Origin of the sequence: Salarchaeum japonicum (genome assembly GCF_020614395.1) — an archaeon.
GTDB lineage: Archaea > Halobacteriota > Halobacteria > Halobacteriales > Halobacteriaceae > Salarchaeum > Salarchaeum japonicum.
In genome coordinates this window covers 1,646,876-1,661,656 of the sequence record NZ_CP085324.1, presented here as the reverse complement: position 1 = coordinate 1,661,656, position 14,781 = coordinate 1,646,876, and the positions used below count along the sequence as shown (strand labels likewise).

Sequence of the window (14,781 nt, the reverse complement as noted above, 5' to 3'; positions counted from 1 at the left end):
GAGTGGATATGGTTCCGCCGCTCGCCGTCGATATCGACGGCACGCTCAGTCGCGCCGACCGCTCCATCGACTCCCGCGTGCTCGACGTGCTCCGCGAGTGGGACGCGCCCGTCGTCGTCGCGACGGGGAAGGCGCTCCCGTATCCGGTCGCGCTCTGCGGGTTTATCGGCGTGCCGGAGCGCGTCGTCGCGGAGAACGGCGGCGTCTCCTACGACCGCGACCGCGACCGATTACACTTCCACGGCGACCGCGAGGCCGCCCAGGACGTGGTGGACGAGTACGTCGCGCGCGGCCACAGTCTTGGCTGGGGCGACGTGGACCTGGTGAACCGCTGGCGGGAGACCGAGGTCGCGGTGAGCCGCGACCAGCCGCTCGCCCCCCTCCGCGAAATAGCGGAAAAACACGGCCTGCACGTCGTGGACACCGGGTTCGCGTACCACGTGAAATCCCCCGGCATGCACAAGGGTCGCGCGCTCGAATCCCTCGTCGCCGACCTCGACTACGCGATGGGAGACTTCGTCGCCGTCGGGGACTCCGCGAACGACGTGGAGCTACTCGAAGCCGTCGGCACGGGGTACGCGGTGGCGAACGCGGACGACGACGCGAAGGCCGCCGCCGACCACGTCGTCGCGGGCGCGTACGCGGACGGCTTCCTCGACGCCGTGGACGCCGCGCTGGCCGAATAGTTAACCCCGCGGAAGCCCCCGGGACGCGTATGGACGAACGCACGGGCCGCCTCGCGGACGCGCGCGGCGTGCTGGACGCGTCCGTCACCGCGACCGCCCTCCCCGACGGGAGCGTCGACCGCCGGTACACGGTCGAAGACCGGGCGGGCGCGGTGCGCTCCCGGGAGTCGTTCGGCCGCCGCATCGCCGCGGGCGAGGCGAAGTCGTTCTACGTCGAGCACCAAACCACCGACCCCGGCGGGCAGGCGGTGAACGCCGCGCTCCAGTTCCACGCGCTCGCCGACGACCTCACGCTCGCCGGCCACCTCGACCACGACATCTTCGAGACGCTCCCGTTCGACGCGTACTCGATGGGCGCGCCCGCTCACGTCGATATCTACGAGTTCGAGTCGGACGCGGTGATGCTCACCGAGGAGTCCACGGGCATCGAGACGTGGCGCTTCGAAACGCTCGAACGCGCGCTCGGCCCCCGCCTCGACGACGCGCTCGCCGCGGACGCCGTCGTGTGGACGAACTGGGCGTCCTTCCCCCACGCGACCGACGCCCTTCGAGAACTCCGCGAGCGCGACCCCGACGGCGGCGTGCTCGTCCTCGACCCCGGCGACGTGACCGTCATCGACCCCGCTACGGTTCCGGGGTTCGCGGACGCCGTCAGCGCGCTCACCGACCGCTACGAGGTCGTCGTGAGCGCGAACCGCGGGGAAGCCGAGTTCCTCGCGGACGCGCTCGACACGTCCTTCGACGACGACGCGTCGCTCGCGAGCGGCGTTCGCGACGCGCTCGGCGCTGACGCGTTCGTCATCCACGAGGTCGAACACGCCGTCGCCGCCACCCGGGACGTGCTCGCGTTCGTGCCGAACGAACCGACGAGCGACCCGGTTCGATTCACGGGCGCTGGCGACCGGTTCAGCGCGGGTCTCGCACACGCTCGCGCCGCCGACGGCTCCTGGGTGGAGTCGCTCGCGCTCGCGAACGCCTGCGCCGCCCACTACGCGATACGCGGGGAGACCGCCGACCCCGACGCCCTCCGCGCGTTCATCGACTGAGGTCGGCCCGCGAGAACTCCCGTCCGCACTCCGCGCACTTGTACCGGCCCACCCCTTCCTTTCGAACCGATTCCACCCGCCCGCAGTCCGGACACTCGATATCGAGAACGGTCATACGAGAGTGGAGGACGCGAGAACGGTTAAACCGGCAGGGCGTTCCGGAGCCACGAGAGGATGCCCGGCCCCGCGGACTGCCGGTGCTCCTCGAACACCGGATGCAGGGCGTCGAGCAAGTCCCGGCGTGACTCGAACTCCGCTCTGCCCGTCTCGTCGAGCGCCTCGGAGAGCGCGAGCGTCCGCCCGCTCGCCTCGTACGGAACCTCCGGGTCGCCGGTCGCCGCCGTGATTTCCGACGGCGTCGCCGGCCAGTCGATACTCTCGAGGTGTTCGTCCACCGCCGCGATACCGAACGCCACCGCGTCCGGTTCCTCCCCGTCGTCAGTCATCGGTGGTCGCGCAGCCATCACCCGGGGCGTGGAGCGCCACCACCGAAAACGCTACGCACTATAAACCGAATACGGCGATACAGAATTGGTTATGCTTCCCGTGTCGCCGTCAACACTCCGGGAATATCGTCCAGTCCCACGGTAAGGGGTCGCCGCTGACCATCCGAAAGGTCAACGCGATCCCCTCGGGCTGTCCCTCCGCATTAGCCACCTTCTCTGACAACGAAACACGGACTGTCTCGCTTTCGGAGGAGGCTCGAACTACGTATTGACCGCTGGCGCCTACGTCTGGCTCTATGCGCCTCAATGAGCCAGGCTCGAGATCGTAGGAGTCCACGAATACGTCTGTCGTTCCGGCCCCGTCTTCGCTGGGTGCTTCCACGGCGAACTCAAGCGTCCGGGGCTGGTCGTCTTCGTTGAATACCCGCACAAAGCATAATTTCGCACGAGAATCCTTGTTGGAACGGCTGAGGCAGCCGCTTGTGGTAACGAGACCGGCCGTCGCTGCACCAGTTGCAACGAGTACACTGCGCCGGTTCATATTTTACCAATAGTATCTAAGTATAAATTATTTTGTATTGTTATTACTGTATTCGAATGTATCGACGCATACTGTGGGTCGCCGGTGCGCGTCTCCCCCTACTCGCTCTGTGGCGTCCAGTACACTTTCACGATTAGTCGCGCTTGAACGCGCCGGCGACGAGCAGGGGGAAGACCAGCGTGGCTTCCGCCTCTATCTGGACGTAGTTCGTGTCGTCGTCCTTGATTTTCCCCCAGGAGACGGCTTCCTCGGGCGGCGCGCCGGAGAGCGAGCCGTCGCCCTCCATGCCCGTGGAGATGTAGACGGCGTGGTCTGCGCCGCCGCGGAAGAGGTTCGTCATGATGGCGTGGTGCTTCGGAACGCCCGCGCCGACCGCGATGAGACCGGTCTCCTCCGCGAGCAGGCCGTGTTCGATGAGCGAATCGTAGTCGTCCAGAATCTCGATGCCGACCTCCGAGTCGTAGCCCTGCCGGTAGTAGTAGAGGAAGTTCCCGACCTCGGCGTCGGTGAGCGCGGGACAGAAGATGGGCACGTCCTGGTCGGCGGCGTTCTTCAGGATGGAGTCCTCGTCGTCCAGCGTCTCCCCGAGTTCCTTCGAGAACTCGGTCGGCGTGCGGATTTTCTCGTCGGCGAAGAAGTCCTCGAAGAAGTCGTTCAGGTACTCCTCCAGCCAGACGTACCGGTCGGAGGGCACGAAGATGTTCCCGAGTCTGTTGATGCCGCGTTCGCGGAGCTCGGCTTCGTCGGCGTCCCACTCGCCCATCTTGAACGGCTTCGCGGTCTTGATGACGTCCTCGGTGATGGAGCCGGAGGTGGTGATGATGACGTCCACGAAGCCCTCGCGGACGAGGTAGGCGACCGTCTCTCGCAGGCCGGAGGAGACGATGTTCGAGGTGAGCGTGAGGTAGGTGGTCACGTCGTCGTCGCGCATGTCGCGCGCGATGTCCACGGCCTGCGCGAGGTGCGTGGCCTGGAAGCCCGTGGTCTCGTACGAGTCGAGCATCTCGAAGAAGTCGAAGTCGCCGCGGAAGTCGTAGCCGCGCACGTCCGCCGAGTCGAGTTCCTCCTCGGACCCGGGCACGACGTGCTCGTGGCTGTCGTCGTCGCTCATATCGAGTAGTACGCGTCGAAGGGCTTGAACTCCCTGAAACTACACCGACACGGTGGGCATGTCGAGGAACGCGGTCTCGTAGCCCTCGTGGCGCGCGACCTGCGGCGGCGCGTCGAACGACACCGCGACCTCGTCGGGCGCGTCGGCGACGGGCGCGCCGTAGTGATAGCCGAGCTCGGGGTCGAGCGTCGCGGTCAGCGGGCCGTCGTGAACAGTCTCGCCCCCGGTGGTCGCCGTCGCGGAGACAGACGCCAGCGGGAGCGGGAAGCGGTTGTAGGGCGTGCGCGGGGAGACGGCGAGGTAGCGCTCGGACTCCCGGCCGCCGAAGCGCGCGGCGTCGTCCGCGACGACCACCGCCACGTCGGCGTCGCCGCTCGTTCCCGTGCCGACCAGACTGCCGGGTAGCTCCGCGGGCGGGGCGAGCTGGTTCACCGGGACGTCCATCTGCATGGGTTCGACCGCGCCGCGCTCGCCCGCGTCGTCGAGCGTCCGGTACGCGATGGTGTCCACGCGCTCCGCGAGGTACGTGAACTCGAACGCGAACTCGGCGGCGTCCGGGGCGTCCGCGAGCGCGCCGGTGCGTTTCGTGGAGCCGAACGCGACGCGGACGGTCGCGGTGTAGTCGCCGTTCCGGGGGAGCGCGACGTTGTCCCCGAAGTGGACGCCCATCGGCTGGGAGAGCATCGGCCACGGCGACACCGACGGCACGGACTCGTCGCCGTCCGCGAGCGCGAACTCAACGCTCGGGTTCGCCGCGGGCGGGACGACGCCCGTCTCCTCGTGCCAGACGACCGGCATCACGTGCATCGAGTCCTCGCTCCTGATTCCGACCTTGTTCGTCGGGTCGTCGGGATTGCTGGTGAGGAGCCAGAACCGATGCGGGTAGCTGTACGTCAGCGCGCACTTGTAGGGGCCGTCCGTCGCGGTGCCGAACGATTTCATCCCCTCGACGTGCGTCGGGTAGTAGACGGCGTCGGGCCGGTCTTCGACGAGCGGCGGCGCGTACGGCGAGGACTGCCGGCCGAACCCGAGCGCGTCCAGACAGCCCGCGAGCCCCACGGTTCCCGAGACGCCGGCGGCCGCGAGGAAGCGACGGCGGTTCACGGTTCGGCCCTCGGGAGCGCGCGCTCGGAACGCGGCGGCAGGAGGTAGTTCCCGCGACTCACGACGTTCATGTACTGGAGAATCCCGTTGTTGTTTCGCTGGCCGACCGCGGACTCCTCGGCGGCGTCCGTCCCGTTCATCGCCTCCCGGGTCTCCACGAACTCGCCGATGTCGCGCTGGAGGCTGACGAAGTGGAGGCCGGCGCGCCCGCCGTCCGTCGAGTCGAAGTCGCGGCGGAGGATGAGGGGCGACCCGTCCTCGCGCACGCCCTCCATCTTCTGGGAGTGCCCGACGACGCCCTGCTCGCGCGCCGTTTTCTCGGGCGCTTCGCAGGACGCGACGCCGCTGCTCGCCCCGAGGTTCTCGCCGACGCCCTCGACGCGGTCGTTCTCGGCGTGCGCGGGGCAGAACATCTTCGCGACGCGCTGGTAGCGCGAGTCCTGCTCGTACCACTGGTCGAGGTTGAGTTCGATGTAGCTCGCGTGCTGGGTCGCGCCGCCCGCGAACGGCCCGGACTGGATGGTGACGCGGTCTTCGCTCGCCTGCGCGCCCCGGAATCCGGACTTGAATCCCATGTAGAGCGGCGAGTCCTCGTCCACCGCGCCCTCGGGAACGCCCGACACGTCGTCGTGTTCGGCGGGGAGGCCGCTCCCGACGAATCCCGTGCGGCGGCCCGCGACCGTGAACACGCCCTCCCAGCTCGTGGTCTCGACGCCGTTCGCCTCCGATTGGTTCCCGCGGAGCGCTTCCTCCGCGCCGAGGAGGGCGTCCCCGCGGTCGCTCGCGAGATGGAGGACGGCGTCCGGCGTGTCGGCGTCGGGGTCTTCGAACGGCGCGAGCGCCTCCGGCCGCGGGAGGTCGACGCCCGCGGGCGCGGCGTCGTACCGGTCGAAGTACGCCCGCGAGTACCCGAGCGTGAACAGGAGTCCCTCGTTGCTGTGTTCGTACGCGCGTTCGAGCGACCGGAGCGCGGCCTCGACGGTCTCGCGGTCGGCGTCCGTGGGTTTTCCGTCGCCCGTGTAGTCGAGGAGGAGGAGGACGTGGTGGCGGGCGTTCAGCGCGTTCCCCGCGTCGTCAACCGCGAGCGCGCCGTTCCACGCGTGCTGGCGCTCCGGGAGCGCCGCGGGGTCGTCGGTACCCGTCGGAATCGGGCCGGGCGACCGGTCGAGGCAGGCCGCGAGCGCGGACGCGCCCCCGATGGCGACCGCGGACTTCACGAACTCCCGGCGCGGGATGCCGCGTCGTTCCTGAGACATACCCGACGGTATACTCTCGGAACGTAAGGGGGGTGCGGTCGGTTCCAGGAACCGGGAATCGGCTCAGACGTGGCGCGCGAACACGTCGTCGTGCAGGCGACCCGAAACGTCGTCCAGAATCACGCGGAGGTTCTCCGTGTCGAGGCGGTTGTACGTCACGAGGCGGTCGAGCGCGGCGTCGTCCCCCTGTCGCTGGTAGCGCTTCCAGAGACGCACGGCCTCCCGGCCGTCCACGTCCTCCACTCCCTCGCGGCCGACGCCGAGGTCGTTCTCGATTTCCTTGAGGCCGCCGGAGAGCCCGAGGCGCTTGCAGACGTACATCAGGTCGAGGTGGGGCGCATCGAGGTCGAGGTCGAAGTTCGTCTCCAGGAACGGCTGGTCGAAGCGCTTGCCGTTGAACGAGACGACCATCGACGCGTCCCCGAGTTCGCGTTCGAGCGCGTCCGCGGTGAGGTCGCGGCCCTGCACGAGCGTGGTGGTGTCGCCGCCGCGGTGGACGCTCACCGTCGTCACGTCGTTCGTCGCCGCGTCCAGGCCGGTGGTCTCGATGTCGAAGAACGCCGCGTCGTCCCGGACGTTCTCGTACAGCCGCCACAGACTGCCCGAGGGGAGGGTTTCGGCGAGCGCGCGGGTGTCGTCGTCGTCGAGCGCCCGCCGCGCGTCCCGGATGTAGGACTGGATGCGTTCGCCCGTCTTCTCGCCGACCATCCCGGGGTCGAACTCGTCCCAGTGGGTCGCGCCGTCCCGCCAGAGGCGTCGTTCCGTCTTCTCGCCCACGCCGTCGGCGGCGATGAACGAGTTCTCGATTCGCATACCACGGAGTGGGCGATTCCCGGATTTAGGGTTGACGCACGACGGTCGGGCGGTCGGCGATGACGCCGTCCACCCCCCGGCGGGCGAGCGCCCACGCGACCCCGGGGGCGTCCACGGTCCACGCGTTCACGTCGAACCCGCGCGCGTGCGCCCGCCGGACGGTGCGCGTGCCGAGGCAGAGCGCGACGCTCGGGTGAACCGCCGTGCAGTCGAGTTCGTCCGCGATAGCGAGGTTCTCCCGGGGGTTGCGGTCGAAGAGGAGCGCGCGCGGGAGCGAGGAGTCCCGGAGCGCGACCGGGTCGAACGCGGACACCCACACGTCGTTCTCGACGCGGTCGGCGGCGGCGTCCACGTCGCTCCCGAGGCCGCGCTCCTTCAGTTCGACGTTCACGGCCACGCGCTCGGGCACGGCGTCCAGGAGGGCGGCGAGCGTCGGGACGCCCGCGCCGCTGTCGTGCACGGACAGCGCGCCGAGTTCGCCCGCGCTCAGGCGTTCGACGCGGCCCGTGCCGTCCGTGACTCTATCGACGGTCGCGTCGTGGCACACCACGACCTCGCCCGAGGACGCGCGTCGCACGTCCACCTCCACCGCGTCCGCGCCGGCGGTTCGCGTCACCGCGTGCGTTGTGTTCTCGGGGTTGACGCTCGCGAACCCCCGGTGGGCGACGAGGCGGACGCCGCGCGCCGCCGGTCCCGGGAGCGCGTCGAGCGCCTGCTCGACGACCGTTCCGAGGGCGCGACCGAACATACCAACACCACGGACGCGGGCGGTCAAAGTCCTGTCGGGCGACCGTTCACGGCCGGTAAACGGTCTGAACGGTGTTCGACAATCACGACCCTATAACGTCCGCCCGCCCCTCCGAGTACTCGTGGCGCGCTGACCGGACGCGGTCGCCGCGGAACACCCCCCCGGTGTCGCGGACGGCCGCGTGGATGGGTTCGGTCGCCGCGCCACCAGAGGCACGGTGTCTACCACCCTCCGCCCGCGCCACTCCTTCACACACCGGGCGGAGGTCCGATATGCCCTTATGGGTTCGTGTAAGCCTTACCGGCATGGCAGACAGTCCGCTCGACAACATGCTGGCGCAGATGGATCGCGCCCGCGAGTACGTTGACATCCCCGACAACATCTACGAACGGCTCAAGTCGCCGGAGCGCACCCAGAAGGTCAGCCTCCCCGTCGAGCACGACGACGGCCACGTCGAGGTCTACGACGGCTACCGCTGTCAGTTCGACAGCTCGCGCGGCCCCTACAAGGGCGGCATCCGCTACCACCCCGGCGTCTCCATGGGCGAGGTCGAGGCGCTCGCCGGCTGGATGACGTGGAAGACCGCGCTCGTCGACCTCCCGTTCGGCGGCGCGAAGGGCGGCATCGTCTGCGAACCCAAGGAGCTCTCCGACGGCGAAATCGAACAGCTCACCCGCCGCTACACCGAGGGCATCCGCCGCATGATCGGCCCCGAGATGGACATCCCCGCGCCCGACATCAACACGGACGCGCGGACGATGGCGTGGATAATGGACACGTACTCCGTCTACCAGGGGTACGCGGTGCCGAACGTCGTCACCGGGAAGCCGCTCGAAGTCGGCGGGACCGCGGGCCGCGTCGAGGCGACCGGTCGCGGCGTCACCATCATCACCGAGGAGACGTTCCAGTATCTCGACGCCGACCTGGAGGGCGCGAGCGTCGCCATCCAGGGCTTCGGGAACGTCGGCGGCGTCGCCGCCCAGCTCCTCACCGAACGCGGCGCGAACGTCGTCGCCGTCAGCGACGTGACGGGCGGCATCTACGACCCGGACGGCCTCGACATCGAGGACGTGGCCGCGCACGTCGCGGACGGGAAGACGTTCTCCGAGTACGAGAACGCAAAGCGCATCACGAACGACGACCTCCTCCGCCTCGACGTGAACGCCCTCATCCCCGCCGCCATCGAGGACGTCATCACCACCGACGTCGCGGAAGACCTGCGCGCGGACGTGGTCATCGAGGCCGCGAACGGCCCGACGACGTTCGACGCGTCCAGCGTCCTCGTGGAGCGCGACGTGCCCGTCGTCCCCGACATCCTCGCGAACGCCGGCGGCGTCATCGTCTCCTACCTGGAGTGGGTGCAGAACACCCAGCAGTACTCCTGGGACCTCGAAGACGTGAACGACGACCTCCGCGACCGCATGACGATGGCGTTCGACGAGATGGTCGGCGTCTACGACGAGAAGGACATCCCCGACCTCCGCACGGCCGCGTACACCATCGCGATGGAGCGCGTCGCGAGCGCGCACGAGTACCGCGGGCTGTTCCCGTGAGCTACCGCGTGAGGTAGCCGAAGACGATGAGGAGGAGGACGAGCATGCCGAACCCGCCGACGGCGAACCAGACGCCGGCGAGCTCGGGCGCGCCGGCGATGTTCGGGAGGGCGAGCCAGCCGGCGGTGAGGAGCGCGGCGAACACGAGGGTCGCGACGTAGAGTTCGGCGAACCGGTAGATGGCGCGCCCTCTGTCCATACAGCGTGTATTCGTGGACTGTCACGTAAACCCCGCGGTGACTGCGTTGAATCTCGAATACTTTTAACGTCGTATCCGAATGTCGGAGTATGGAACGAGTGGACGTGGCGGTCGTCGGCGGCGGGCCGGCGGGGTCGTCGGCCGCCCGAACGGCGGCGGAGCACGGCGCTGACGCCGTGGTGTTCGAGAAGGGAGTGCCGCGCGCGGACCGCCCCGAACTGGGGCCGGATTCGACGGACGCCGCGGGCTTCCTCGACTACTGGGTTGACATCGCGGAACTGGACGTCGAGGCGATGCCCGAGGGCGTCTACCAGCACCGCCTCGACAAGGCGGAGTTCATCGGGCCGTCGGAGACGGTGGAAGTGACCCGGACGGGCATCGAGTCCTCCTACGACGAGTTCGGGTTCACGTTCCACCGCGCGCGCCTCGACGACTGGCTCCGCAGTCGCGCGGAGGACGCGGGAGCGGAGTACCGTGTCGGGACGAGCGTGCGGAACGTCGAAACCGATCTCTCGGGCGAGCCGTCGCACACGCTCACGCTCGCGGACGGGAGCGAGGTCGAGGCGGAGTACGTGATTCTCGCGGACGGCCCGCAGCGCCAGGTGACGATGCCCGTCCTCGACCAGTACCTGCCCGAAGACCGCGCGGCCTCCGAGGTCTTGTCGCCGCGCACGGTGAACCACATCGCCTACCAGGAGTACCGGGAGATCCCCGAGGAGGTGTTCGAGAAGCACAACATCAAGTTCTGGTGGGGCTGGATGCCGGGCGAGACCGCGTACCCCTGGATCTTCCCGAACCGGGACAACGTCGGGCGCGTCGGCCTGACGATGCCCATCGGGATGGACATCGACGACTTCGACAAATCGGCGTACCGCCTCCTGCGGGAGGACGACGACCAGATTCCGTCCGGGAAGGAGTACATTCGACGCCTCCTCGAAGAGGTGTACGGCGACGAGTACGACATCGAGGAGGACTTCCCCGTCATCGAGGAGGGGTACGGGAAGTCCAAAGGGACGGAGACCTATTCGATTTCGAGCACGCGCCCCATCGACTCCCCGACGGAGGCGAACATCGCGGTCGCGGGCGGCGCGATGGGCACAACGTCGGCGTTCCACGAGGGCGGCGACCACGTCGCGATGCGGACGGGCGCGCTCGCCGGCGAGTACGCCGCCGAGGGCATGCTCCACGAGTACAACGAGGCGTGGAAGGAAGCCATCGGGGACGAACTCCTGCGGAACGTCGCCATCGCGGACGTGGTGAAGGACTACGGCCCCGACGACTGGGACAAGACGTTCGACGTGACGCGGCGCATCCTCGAAAAGTCCACGGGCGGGTCGCTCATCAGTCGGAAGACCGCGAGCGTCGGCGTGCACGGCCTCAAGCTCTACCGGAGTTATCGGAAGACGAAGAAGAAGTTCGCGAACGGCGGGTACGTCCAGCTCCGCCAGGACGAGTACCAGTACTAGGCGGCGACACGGCCTTCCGTCCGCGTCCCCGATTTCTCGTATGAACACGACCGAAAACGAACCGGTTCGCGTGTGGCTCGTCGAACGCACGTACTCGGACGACGAACAGAACCTCATCATCCTCACGTACGCGACGCCGGACGGCGAGCGGTACTTCCGGAAGGAGCGCGCGCTCACCAGCTTCGGCGACCGCCGCGACACCACGGCCGCCGTGGACGCCGACCCGGAGAACCTCGGGCGCGTGACCGACCCGGACGAGCGCGAGCAGTACGCCGCCGAAGCCCAGCGGATGCGCGCCGACCACGACCCCGACGACGTAATCTAGGCCTCGTCGAACATCGCGAGGAACGACCAGAGTAACCGAACGAGGAGGAGGACGCCGACGAACGCCGCGAACAGCGCGAGCGGCGTGCCATTGGCGGCGGCGAGCAGGACGAGGTCTACGAGGAACGCGAGCACGACCAGCCAGCGGCGGATGGAGCGGAGGAGGGCGTCGTCCGACATACACGGGGCGTTCTTGCGTATCCACTAACTGTCTTTCTACGGGGAGGGCGACGTTCGCGGGCGCGCCGCCCGCGCGCCGCGCGAACGACTCCACGTCGGGGAGCGGCCGGGGGCTGTCGGGGACGAGGTCGACGAGCGTCTCGCCCGCGACGAGTACGTCAGGCATCCTCCTCGGGCGACCACGCGCCGCCGACGCGGTCGTACCCCATCAGGTCGTCGCCGGCGTGTTCGGTGAACGCGACTTTCAGGTTCGGCTCTGGAACGCCGAAGCGGTCGCGGGCCTCGTCCATCGCGGCGAGCGCGAACGCGCGGCGGCGGTCGAACGACCGGCCCTCCCGGACGTCCGCCTGCAGGAATAACAGGGGGCCGTCGGTGGCGCGGCCGAGCGAGAGGTGTTGGTCGTCGCGTACGGCGACGGCGACGTGGCCGGTGCCGGTGGCCATGTGGTCGCTGTAGAGTTCGGTGAGGCGCTCCGTGAGCGCGTCGGCGTCCGCGTCGGGTATCTCGAAGTCGGCGTCGACGGCGAGCAGTGGCATACCCGGGAGCGGGGGCTACGTCGCCAATAGCCCTGCGGCCGACGAGGGGGCTAAGTGGCTGGCCGTCCGCGTTCCGGTATGGACTGGCAGGAAGTGGACGCACACACGGGGCGGCGGTGGGAGCGCGCGGACGGTTACGCGGTCGTCTCCGTGCGGGAGACGGCGGGCGGCGACTGGGCGGTGACGTACGACCGACTCACGCAGGCCCCGGCGGGCGAGGCGTACGAGCGGGTGAGCGAACCGACGGAATCGGCGGCGCTCGACCGTGCCGCGGAGTACCGCGAGAGCGGTTCTCATTAGTCAAGCCAGTTATTTTTCGGCCCGAAGGCCTTTCAAGAAGCCGTCCATCGCGTGTCGTGTTGTGATGAGAAACACGCGAAGCGTTCTGGCCGCACTCCTCGCAGTGACTGTCGTCGCCGGCGCGTTCACCGGCGGGGTCGCCGCGGCGTCCGCGGCGTCCCTGACCGCGAACCCGAGCGCGCCCGGCGCGACCGCACAGCACACCGCGACCCTCACCGCCGGCTCCACGGTCGACACCTCCTCGTGGAACGGCTTCCAGGTGAACTACCAGGGCTCCGGCGCGGACGCGAGTAACGTCAGCGTCGAGGACGTCGCCGCCATCGGCATCGACCGCGGCGACAACCAGACCGGCGACGCCGTGGACGTGAACGTCAGCGACGACCTGGCGAGCGTCTCCACCAGCAACAACGGCGCGACCCTCACGTTCGACCTCGGCGGCAGTTACAGCCTCTACGAGGGCGACGAGGTCGTCGTCGTCTACGAGGACGTCGTCAACCCCGACCAGGCCGGGTCGTACAACGTGACCCTCGACATCAACCCGCAGTCCAGCGGCTCGCAGGCGACCGCGACGTTCGACGTCGAGGACACCACGCAGACGACCACCACGACCAGCGGCGACACGACGACGACGCAGACCACGGACGAGACGACCACGACTACGACCACCCAGACGACTGCGGATACCACGCAGACGAGCGACGAGACCACGGACGGGACGACGATGTCCGAGGACACCACGACGGCGTCCGACGACTCGGGTTCCTCGGGTAGCACGCCCGGGTTCGGTCTCGGCGTCGGCCTGCTCGCGGTGACCGGCGCGGCGTTCCTCGCGCTCCGCGACTAAGGGCTGTATCGGCTGACCGAGAGGCCTTCGCCGAGCGGGACTATCGCGGTCTCGAACGGCGCACTGCGCACTTTCTCCACGTATTCCGCGATGCCGGCAGCGGCGTCGCTGGGCGCGTCTCCCGCGAACGCGTCCCGGAGGTCGGCGGGCGATGCGGGGCCGTCGAGGACGTTGTCGGCGACGACCACCGCGCCGTCGCGGAGTTCCGGGACGGCGCGGTCGAGCGCTTCCGCGTACCGGGTCTTCTGGCAGTCCACGAAGACGAGGTCGTAGGGGCCGTCGCGGGCGTCGAACGTCTCGAAGGCGTCACCGGCCTCGAAGACGCACTTCTCGATGTCGCCGGTTTGGTCGAGGAACTCGCGGGCTTTCTGGAGGTTCTCGGGGTCGAAGTCGGTGAGGACGAGTTCGCCGTCGGCGGGGAGGGCGTCCGCGACCCACGCGGCGGAGTACCCGAACCCGGAGCCGAACTCGAAGACGCGCTCCGCGCCCGTGAGGCGGGCGAGCAGGCGGAGGAAGCGGCCTGCGTCGGGGCCGACGATGGGGAAGTGTTCGTCGCGGCCGTAGTCGGTCATCTCCGCGAGCACGGGGTCGGGGTCGGCGTTGCCGGCGCGCACGGCGTCCGCGGCGGCGTCGGTGAGTACGTCGCTCATACTCGGGGGACGCCGTCGGAGGGGCTTAGCGGTTCCGCCCGACGGGGAACGCGATTCGCTCGGGGTGGTCGCCGAACTCGTCGAGGACGCGCGCGTAGAGGTCGTTCCGCACCCGGGTTCCCGCCCGCGGTTTCACGAGGTAGCGCGCGCGGAGTTCCACCCAGGACTCCTTCTGCGCGACGTTCACCGTGGGCCGGTCGTTCACTTCCATCTCCACCGGGGTCTCGGCGAGCATCTCGCGGTAGTGCGCGACGTTCCGCGCCATCTCGTCGCCGAGGTAGTCGTCCACGACCTCCTGGAGGCGGCCGCGCGCGAAGTCGAGGTCGGTCTCGTACGCGACCTGAATCGAGAGTTCGTTCCAGACGTAGGGGAACTCGTCCCGGGAGTAGTTCGTGACGTGCGCGCTGAGCACGACGGAGTTCGGGACGGTGACGTGGCGGCCGGAGTGCTGGTTCGTGGAGACCAAATCGCCGTTTATCTCCCAGAGCGTGGTGACGAGGTAGTCCACGTCCACGATGTCGCCCTTCGAGTCGCCGATGGCGACGCGGTCGCCGACCTGGTAGGGTTGTTTCGTGGTGATGTACACCCAGCCGAGGAGGGAGAGCAGGGGCTGTTGGAGGCTGAGGGAGACGGCGACGCCGACGACGCCGAGGCTGACGAGCGCGGGCAGCCACTGGTCGGTGACGACGGCGAGCACGAGGACGGTGCCGACCGCGAGGAAGGCGAGGCGGACGATGGAGCGGAGGCGGTGCTGGCGGCGGCGGTCGCTGGTGTGCGAGAGGAGGGTGTCGAGGACGAGCGCGTACGCGGCGGCCAATGCGGCGAGCGCGGCGACCGCGAGCAGGACGTTCCGGAGCGCGGACGCGACGAGGACGCCCGCGAACTCCGCGGACGGGTCGATGGCGGGCGGGACGAGCGCGGCGAGCGCGCTATACGTGAGCGCCGCGAGCAGGAGCGCGAGTGCGCGGCGGTTCATGC

General features: G+C 69.0%; 18 protein-coding genes and 1 pseudogene. 7 read left to right on the top strand and 12 right to left on the bottom strand.

Annotated elements, in window-relative coordinates; translation table 11 throughout:
• Positions 1 to 8 precede the first annotated feature (8 nt).
• Both LI334_RS09345 and LI334_RS09340 read left to right on the top strand, forming a co-directional pair.
• A complete protein-coding gene (locus LI334_RS09345) occupies positions 9 to 686 on the top strand; it encodes a phosphoglycolate phosphatase (protein ID WP_227260421.1) in 678 nt (225 codons plus the stop codon).
• Positions 687 to 715: 29 nt separating this feature from the next.
• Complete coding sequence (locus tag LI334_RS09340; RefSeq protein WP_227260419.1) at positions 716 to 1,732, top strand: PfkB family carbohydrate kinase; 1,017 nt, start codon at positions 716 to 718, stop codon at positions 1,730 to 1,732.
• A gap of 140 nt (positions 1,733 to 1,872) precedes the next feature.
• On the opposite strand, the gene LI334_RS09335 is transcribed toward LI334_RS09340, so the two are convergent.
• The 6 genes from LI334_RS09335 to LI334_RS09310 all read right to left on the bottom strand — a co-directional run bounded on the left by LI334_RS09335 (position 1,873) and on the right by LI334_RS09310 (position 7,751).
• Positions 1,873 to 2,196 carry a DUF5789 family protein gene (locus tag LI334_RS09335; protein WP_227260417.1) on the bottom strand — a complete coding sequence of 108 codons (324 nt, stop codon included), beginning with the start codon at positions 2,194 to 2,196 and terminating at the stop codon, positions 1,873 to 1,875.
• 656 nt (positions 2,197 to 2,852) lie between these two features.
• Positions 2,853 to 3,830: a deoxyhypusine synthase gene (locus tag LI334_RS09330; protein WP_227260415.1), complete on the bottom strand. Its 978-nt coding sequence runs from the start codon at positions 3,828 to 3,830 to the stop codon at positions 2,853 to 2,855.
• A 39-nt stretch (positions 3,831 to 3,869) separates the two neighbouring features.
• On the bottom strand, positions 3,870 to 4,934 hold the full coding sequence (locus tag LI334_RS09325; protein WP_227260413.1) for a DUF7350 domain-containing protein: 1,065 nt from the start codon (positions 4,932 to 4,934) through the stop codon (positions 3,870 to 3,872).
• A complete protein-coding gene (locus LI334_RS09320) occupies positions 4,931 to 6,190 on the bottom strand; it encodes a Dyp-type peroxidase (protein WP_227260410.1) in 1,260 nt (419 codons plus the stop codon). Before LI334_RS09320 ends, LI334_RS09325 begins: the two co-directional genes overlap by 4 nt.
• Positions 6,191 to 6,253: 63 nt before the next feature.
• Positions 6,254 to 7,003: a ribonuclease H-like domain-containing protein gene (locus LI334_RS09315; protein WP_227260408.1), complete on the bottom strand. Its 750-nt coding sequence runs from the start codon at positions 7,001 to 7,003 to the stop codon at positions 6,254 to 6,256.
• Positions 7,004 to 7,028: 25 nt separating this feature from the next.
• The gene (locus tag LI334_RS09310) at positions 7,029 to 7,751 is read right to left on the bottom strand and encodes a glycerophosphodiester phosphodiesterase (RefSeq protein ID WP_227260406.1); all 723 of its coding nucleotides are present in this window, start codon (positions 7,749 to 7,751) and stop codon (positions 7,029 to 7,031) included.
• 305 nt (positions 7,752 to 8,056) lie between these two features.
• Here LI334_RS09310 and LI334_RS09305 point away from each other — a divergent pair, with 305 nt between their 5' ends.
• Positions 8,057 to 9,304 carry a Glu/Leu/Phe/Val family dehydrogenase gene (locus tag LI334_RS09305; protein WP_227260404.1) on the top strand — a complete coding sequence of 416 codons (1,248 nt, stop codon included), beginning with the start codon at positions 8,057 to 8,059 and terminating at the stop codon, positions 9,302 to 9,304.
• 1 nt (position 9,305) lies between these two features.
• Here LI334_RS09305 and LI334_RS09300 read toward each other — a convergent pair whose 3' ends face one another.
• Positions 9,306 to 9,503, bottom strand: a complete 198-nt coding sequence (locus tag LI334_RS09300; RefSeq protein ID WP_227260402.1) for a hypothetical protein — start codon at positions 9,501 to 9,503, stop codon at positions 9,306 to 9,308.
• Between the two features lie 89 nt (positions 9,504 to 9,592).
• Between LI334_RS09300 and LI334_RS09295 the strand changes: the two genes are divergently transcribed.
• Both LI334_RS09295 and LI334_RS09290 read left to right on the top strand, forming a co-directional pair.
• Entirely contained in the window at positions 9,593 to 10,969 is a 1,377-nt protein-coding gene (locus tag LI334_RS09295; RefSeq protein ID WP_227260400.1) for an NAD(P)/FAD-dependent oxidoreductase, read from the top strand.
• 40 nt (positions 10,970 to 11,009) lie between these two features.
• Entirely contained in the window at positions 11,010 to 11,294 is a 285-nt protein-coding gene (locus LI334_RS09290; RefSeq protein WP_227260398.1) for a hypothetical protein, read from the top strand.
• Here LI334_RS09290 and LI334_RS09285 read toward each other — a convergent pair.
• The 3 genes and pseudogenes from LI334_RS09285 to LI334_RS09275 form a co-directional block, all read right to left on the bottom strand.
• Positions 11,291 to 11,473, bottom strand: a complete 183-nt coding sequence (locus LI334_RS09285; protein WP_227260396.1) for a hypothetical protein — start codon at positions 11,471 to 11,473, stop codon at positions 11,291 to 11,293. The genes LI334_RS09290 and LI334_RS09285 overlap by 4 nt on opposite strands.
• Before the next feature lie 31 nt (positions 11,474 to 11,504).
• A pseudogene (locus tag LI334_RS13125) lies at positions 11,505 to 11,639 on the bottom strand (carbohydrate kinase); the annotation flags it as partial.
• On the bottom strand, positions 11,632 to 12,009 hold the full coding sequence (locus LI334_RS09275) for a tautomerase (RefSeq protein ID WP_227260394.1): 378 nt from the start codon (positions 12,007 to 12,009) through the stop codon (positions 11,632 to 11,634). The pseudogene LI334_RS13125 and the gene LI334_RS09275, both read right to left, overlap by 8 nt.
• Before the next feature lie 78 nt (positions 12,010 to 12,087).
• Here LI334_RS09275 and LI334_RS09270 point away from each other — a divergent pair, with 78 nt between their 5' ends.
• A complete protein-coding gene (locus LI334_RS09270) occupies positions 12,088 to 12,309 on the top strand; it encodes a DUF7543 family protein (protein ID WP_227260392.1) in 222 nt (73 codons plus the stop codon).
• Positions 12,310 to 12,373: 64 nt separating this feature from the next.
• A complete protein-coding gene (locus tag LI334_RS09265) occupies positions 12,374 to 13,153 on the top strand; it encodes a hypothetical protein (RefSeq protein ID WP_227260390.1) in 780 nt (259 codons plus the stop codon).
• Here LI334_RS09265 and LI334_RS09260 read toward each other — a convergent pair.
• A complete protein-coding gene (locus tag LI334_RS09260) occupies positions 13,150 to 13,803 on the bottom strand; it encodes an O-methyltransferase (protein WP_227260388.1) in 654 nt (217 codons plus the stop codon). The two genes, LI334_RS09265 and LI334_RS09260, sit on opposite strands and share 4 nt — an antisense overlap.
• A gap of 25 nt (positions 13,804 to 13,828) precedes the next feature.
• Entirely contained in the window at positions 13,829 to 14,779 is a 951-nt protein-coding gene (locus tag LI334_RS09255) for a mechanosensitive ion channel family protein (protein ID WP_227260387.1), read from the bottom strand.
• Positions 14,780 to 14,781: the final 2 nt, after the last annotated feature.

Bases quoted from the DNA above. Each gene is read 5' to 3' on its own strand.
- LI334_RS09330 (WP_227260415.1), bottom strand. From the start codon at position 3,830: ATGAGCGACGACGACAGCCACGAGCACGTCGTGCCCGGGTCCGAGGAG.
- LI334_RS09270 (WP_227260392.1), top strand. From the start codon at position 12,088: ATGGACTGGCAGGAAGTGGACGCACACACGGGGCGGCGGTGGGAGCGC.
- LI334_RS09335 (WP_227260417.1), bottom strand. From the start codon at position 2,196: ATGGCTGCGCGACCACCGATGACTGACGACGGGGAGGAACCGGACGCG.
- LI334_RS09275 (WP_227260394.1), bottom strand. From the start codon at position 12,009: ATGCCACTGCTCGCCGTCGACGCCGACTTCGAGATACCCGACGCGGAC.
- LI334_RS09345 (WP_227260421.1), top strand. From the start codon at position 9: ATGGTTCCGCCGCTCGCCGTCGATATCGACGGCACGCTCAGTCGCGCC.
- LI334_RS09265 (WP_227260390.1), top strand. From the start codon at position 12,374: ATGAGAAACACGCGAAGCGTTCTGGCCGCACTCCTCGCAGTGACTGTC.
- LI334_RS09315 (WP_227260408.1), bottom strand. From the start codon at position 7,003: ATGCGAATCGAGAACTCGTTCATCGCCGCCGACGGCGTGGGCGAGAAG.
- LI334_RS09310 (WP_227260406.1), bottom strand. From the start codon at position 7,751: ATGTTCGGTCGCGCCCTCGGAACGGTCGTCGAGCAGGCGCTCGACGCG.
- LI334_RS09260 (WP_227260388.1), bottom strand. From the start codon at position 13,803: ATGAGCGACGTACTCACCGACGCCGCCGCGGACGCCGTGCGCGCCGGC.
- LI334_RS09255 (WP_227260387.1), bottom strand. From the start codon at position 14,779: ATGAACCGCCGCGCACTCGCGCTCCTGCTCGCGGCGCTCACGTATAGC.
- LI334_RS09300 (WP_227260402.1), bottom strand. From the start codon at position 9,503: ATGGACAGAGGGCGCGCCATCTACCGGTTCGCCGAACTCTACGTCGCG.
- LI334_RS09290 (WP_227260398.1), top strand. From the start codon at position 11,010: ATGAACACGACCGAAAACGAACCGGTTCGCGTGTGGCTCGTCGAACGC.
- LI334_RS09305 (WP_227260404.1), top strand. From the start codon at position 8,057: ATGGCAGACAGTCCGCTCGACAACATGCTGGCGCAGATGGATCGCGCC.
- LI334_RS09295 (WP_227260400.1), top strand. From the start codon at position 9,593: ATGGAACGAGTGGACGTGGCGGTCGTCGGCGGCGGGCCGGCGGGGTCG.
- LI334_RS09285 (WP_227260396.1), bottom strand. From the start codon at position 11,473: ATGTCGGACGACGCCCTCCTCCGCTCCATCCGCCGCTGGCTGGTCGTG.
- LI334_RS09340 (WP_227260419.1), top strand. From the start codon at position 716: ATGGACGAACGCACGGGCCGCCTCGCGGACGCGCGCGGCGTGCTGGAC.
- LI334_RS09320 (WP_227260410.1), bottom strand. From the start codon at position 6,190: ATGTCTCAGGAACGACGCGGCATCCCGCGCCGGGAGTTCGTGAAGTCC.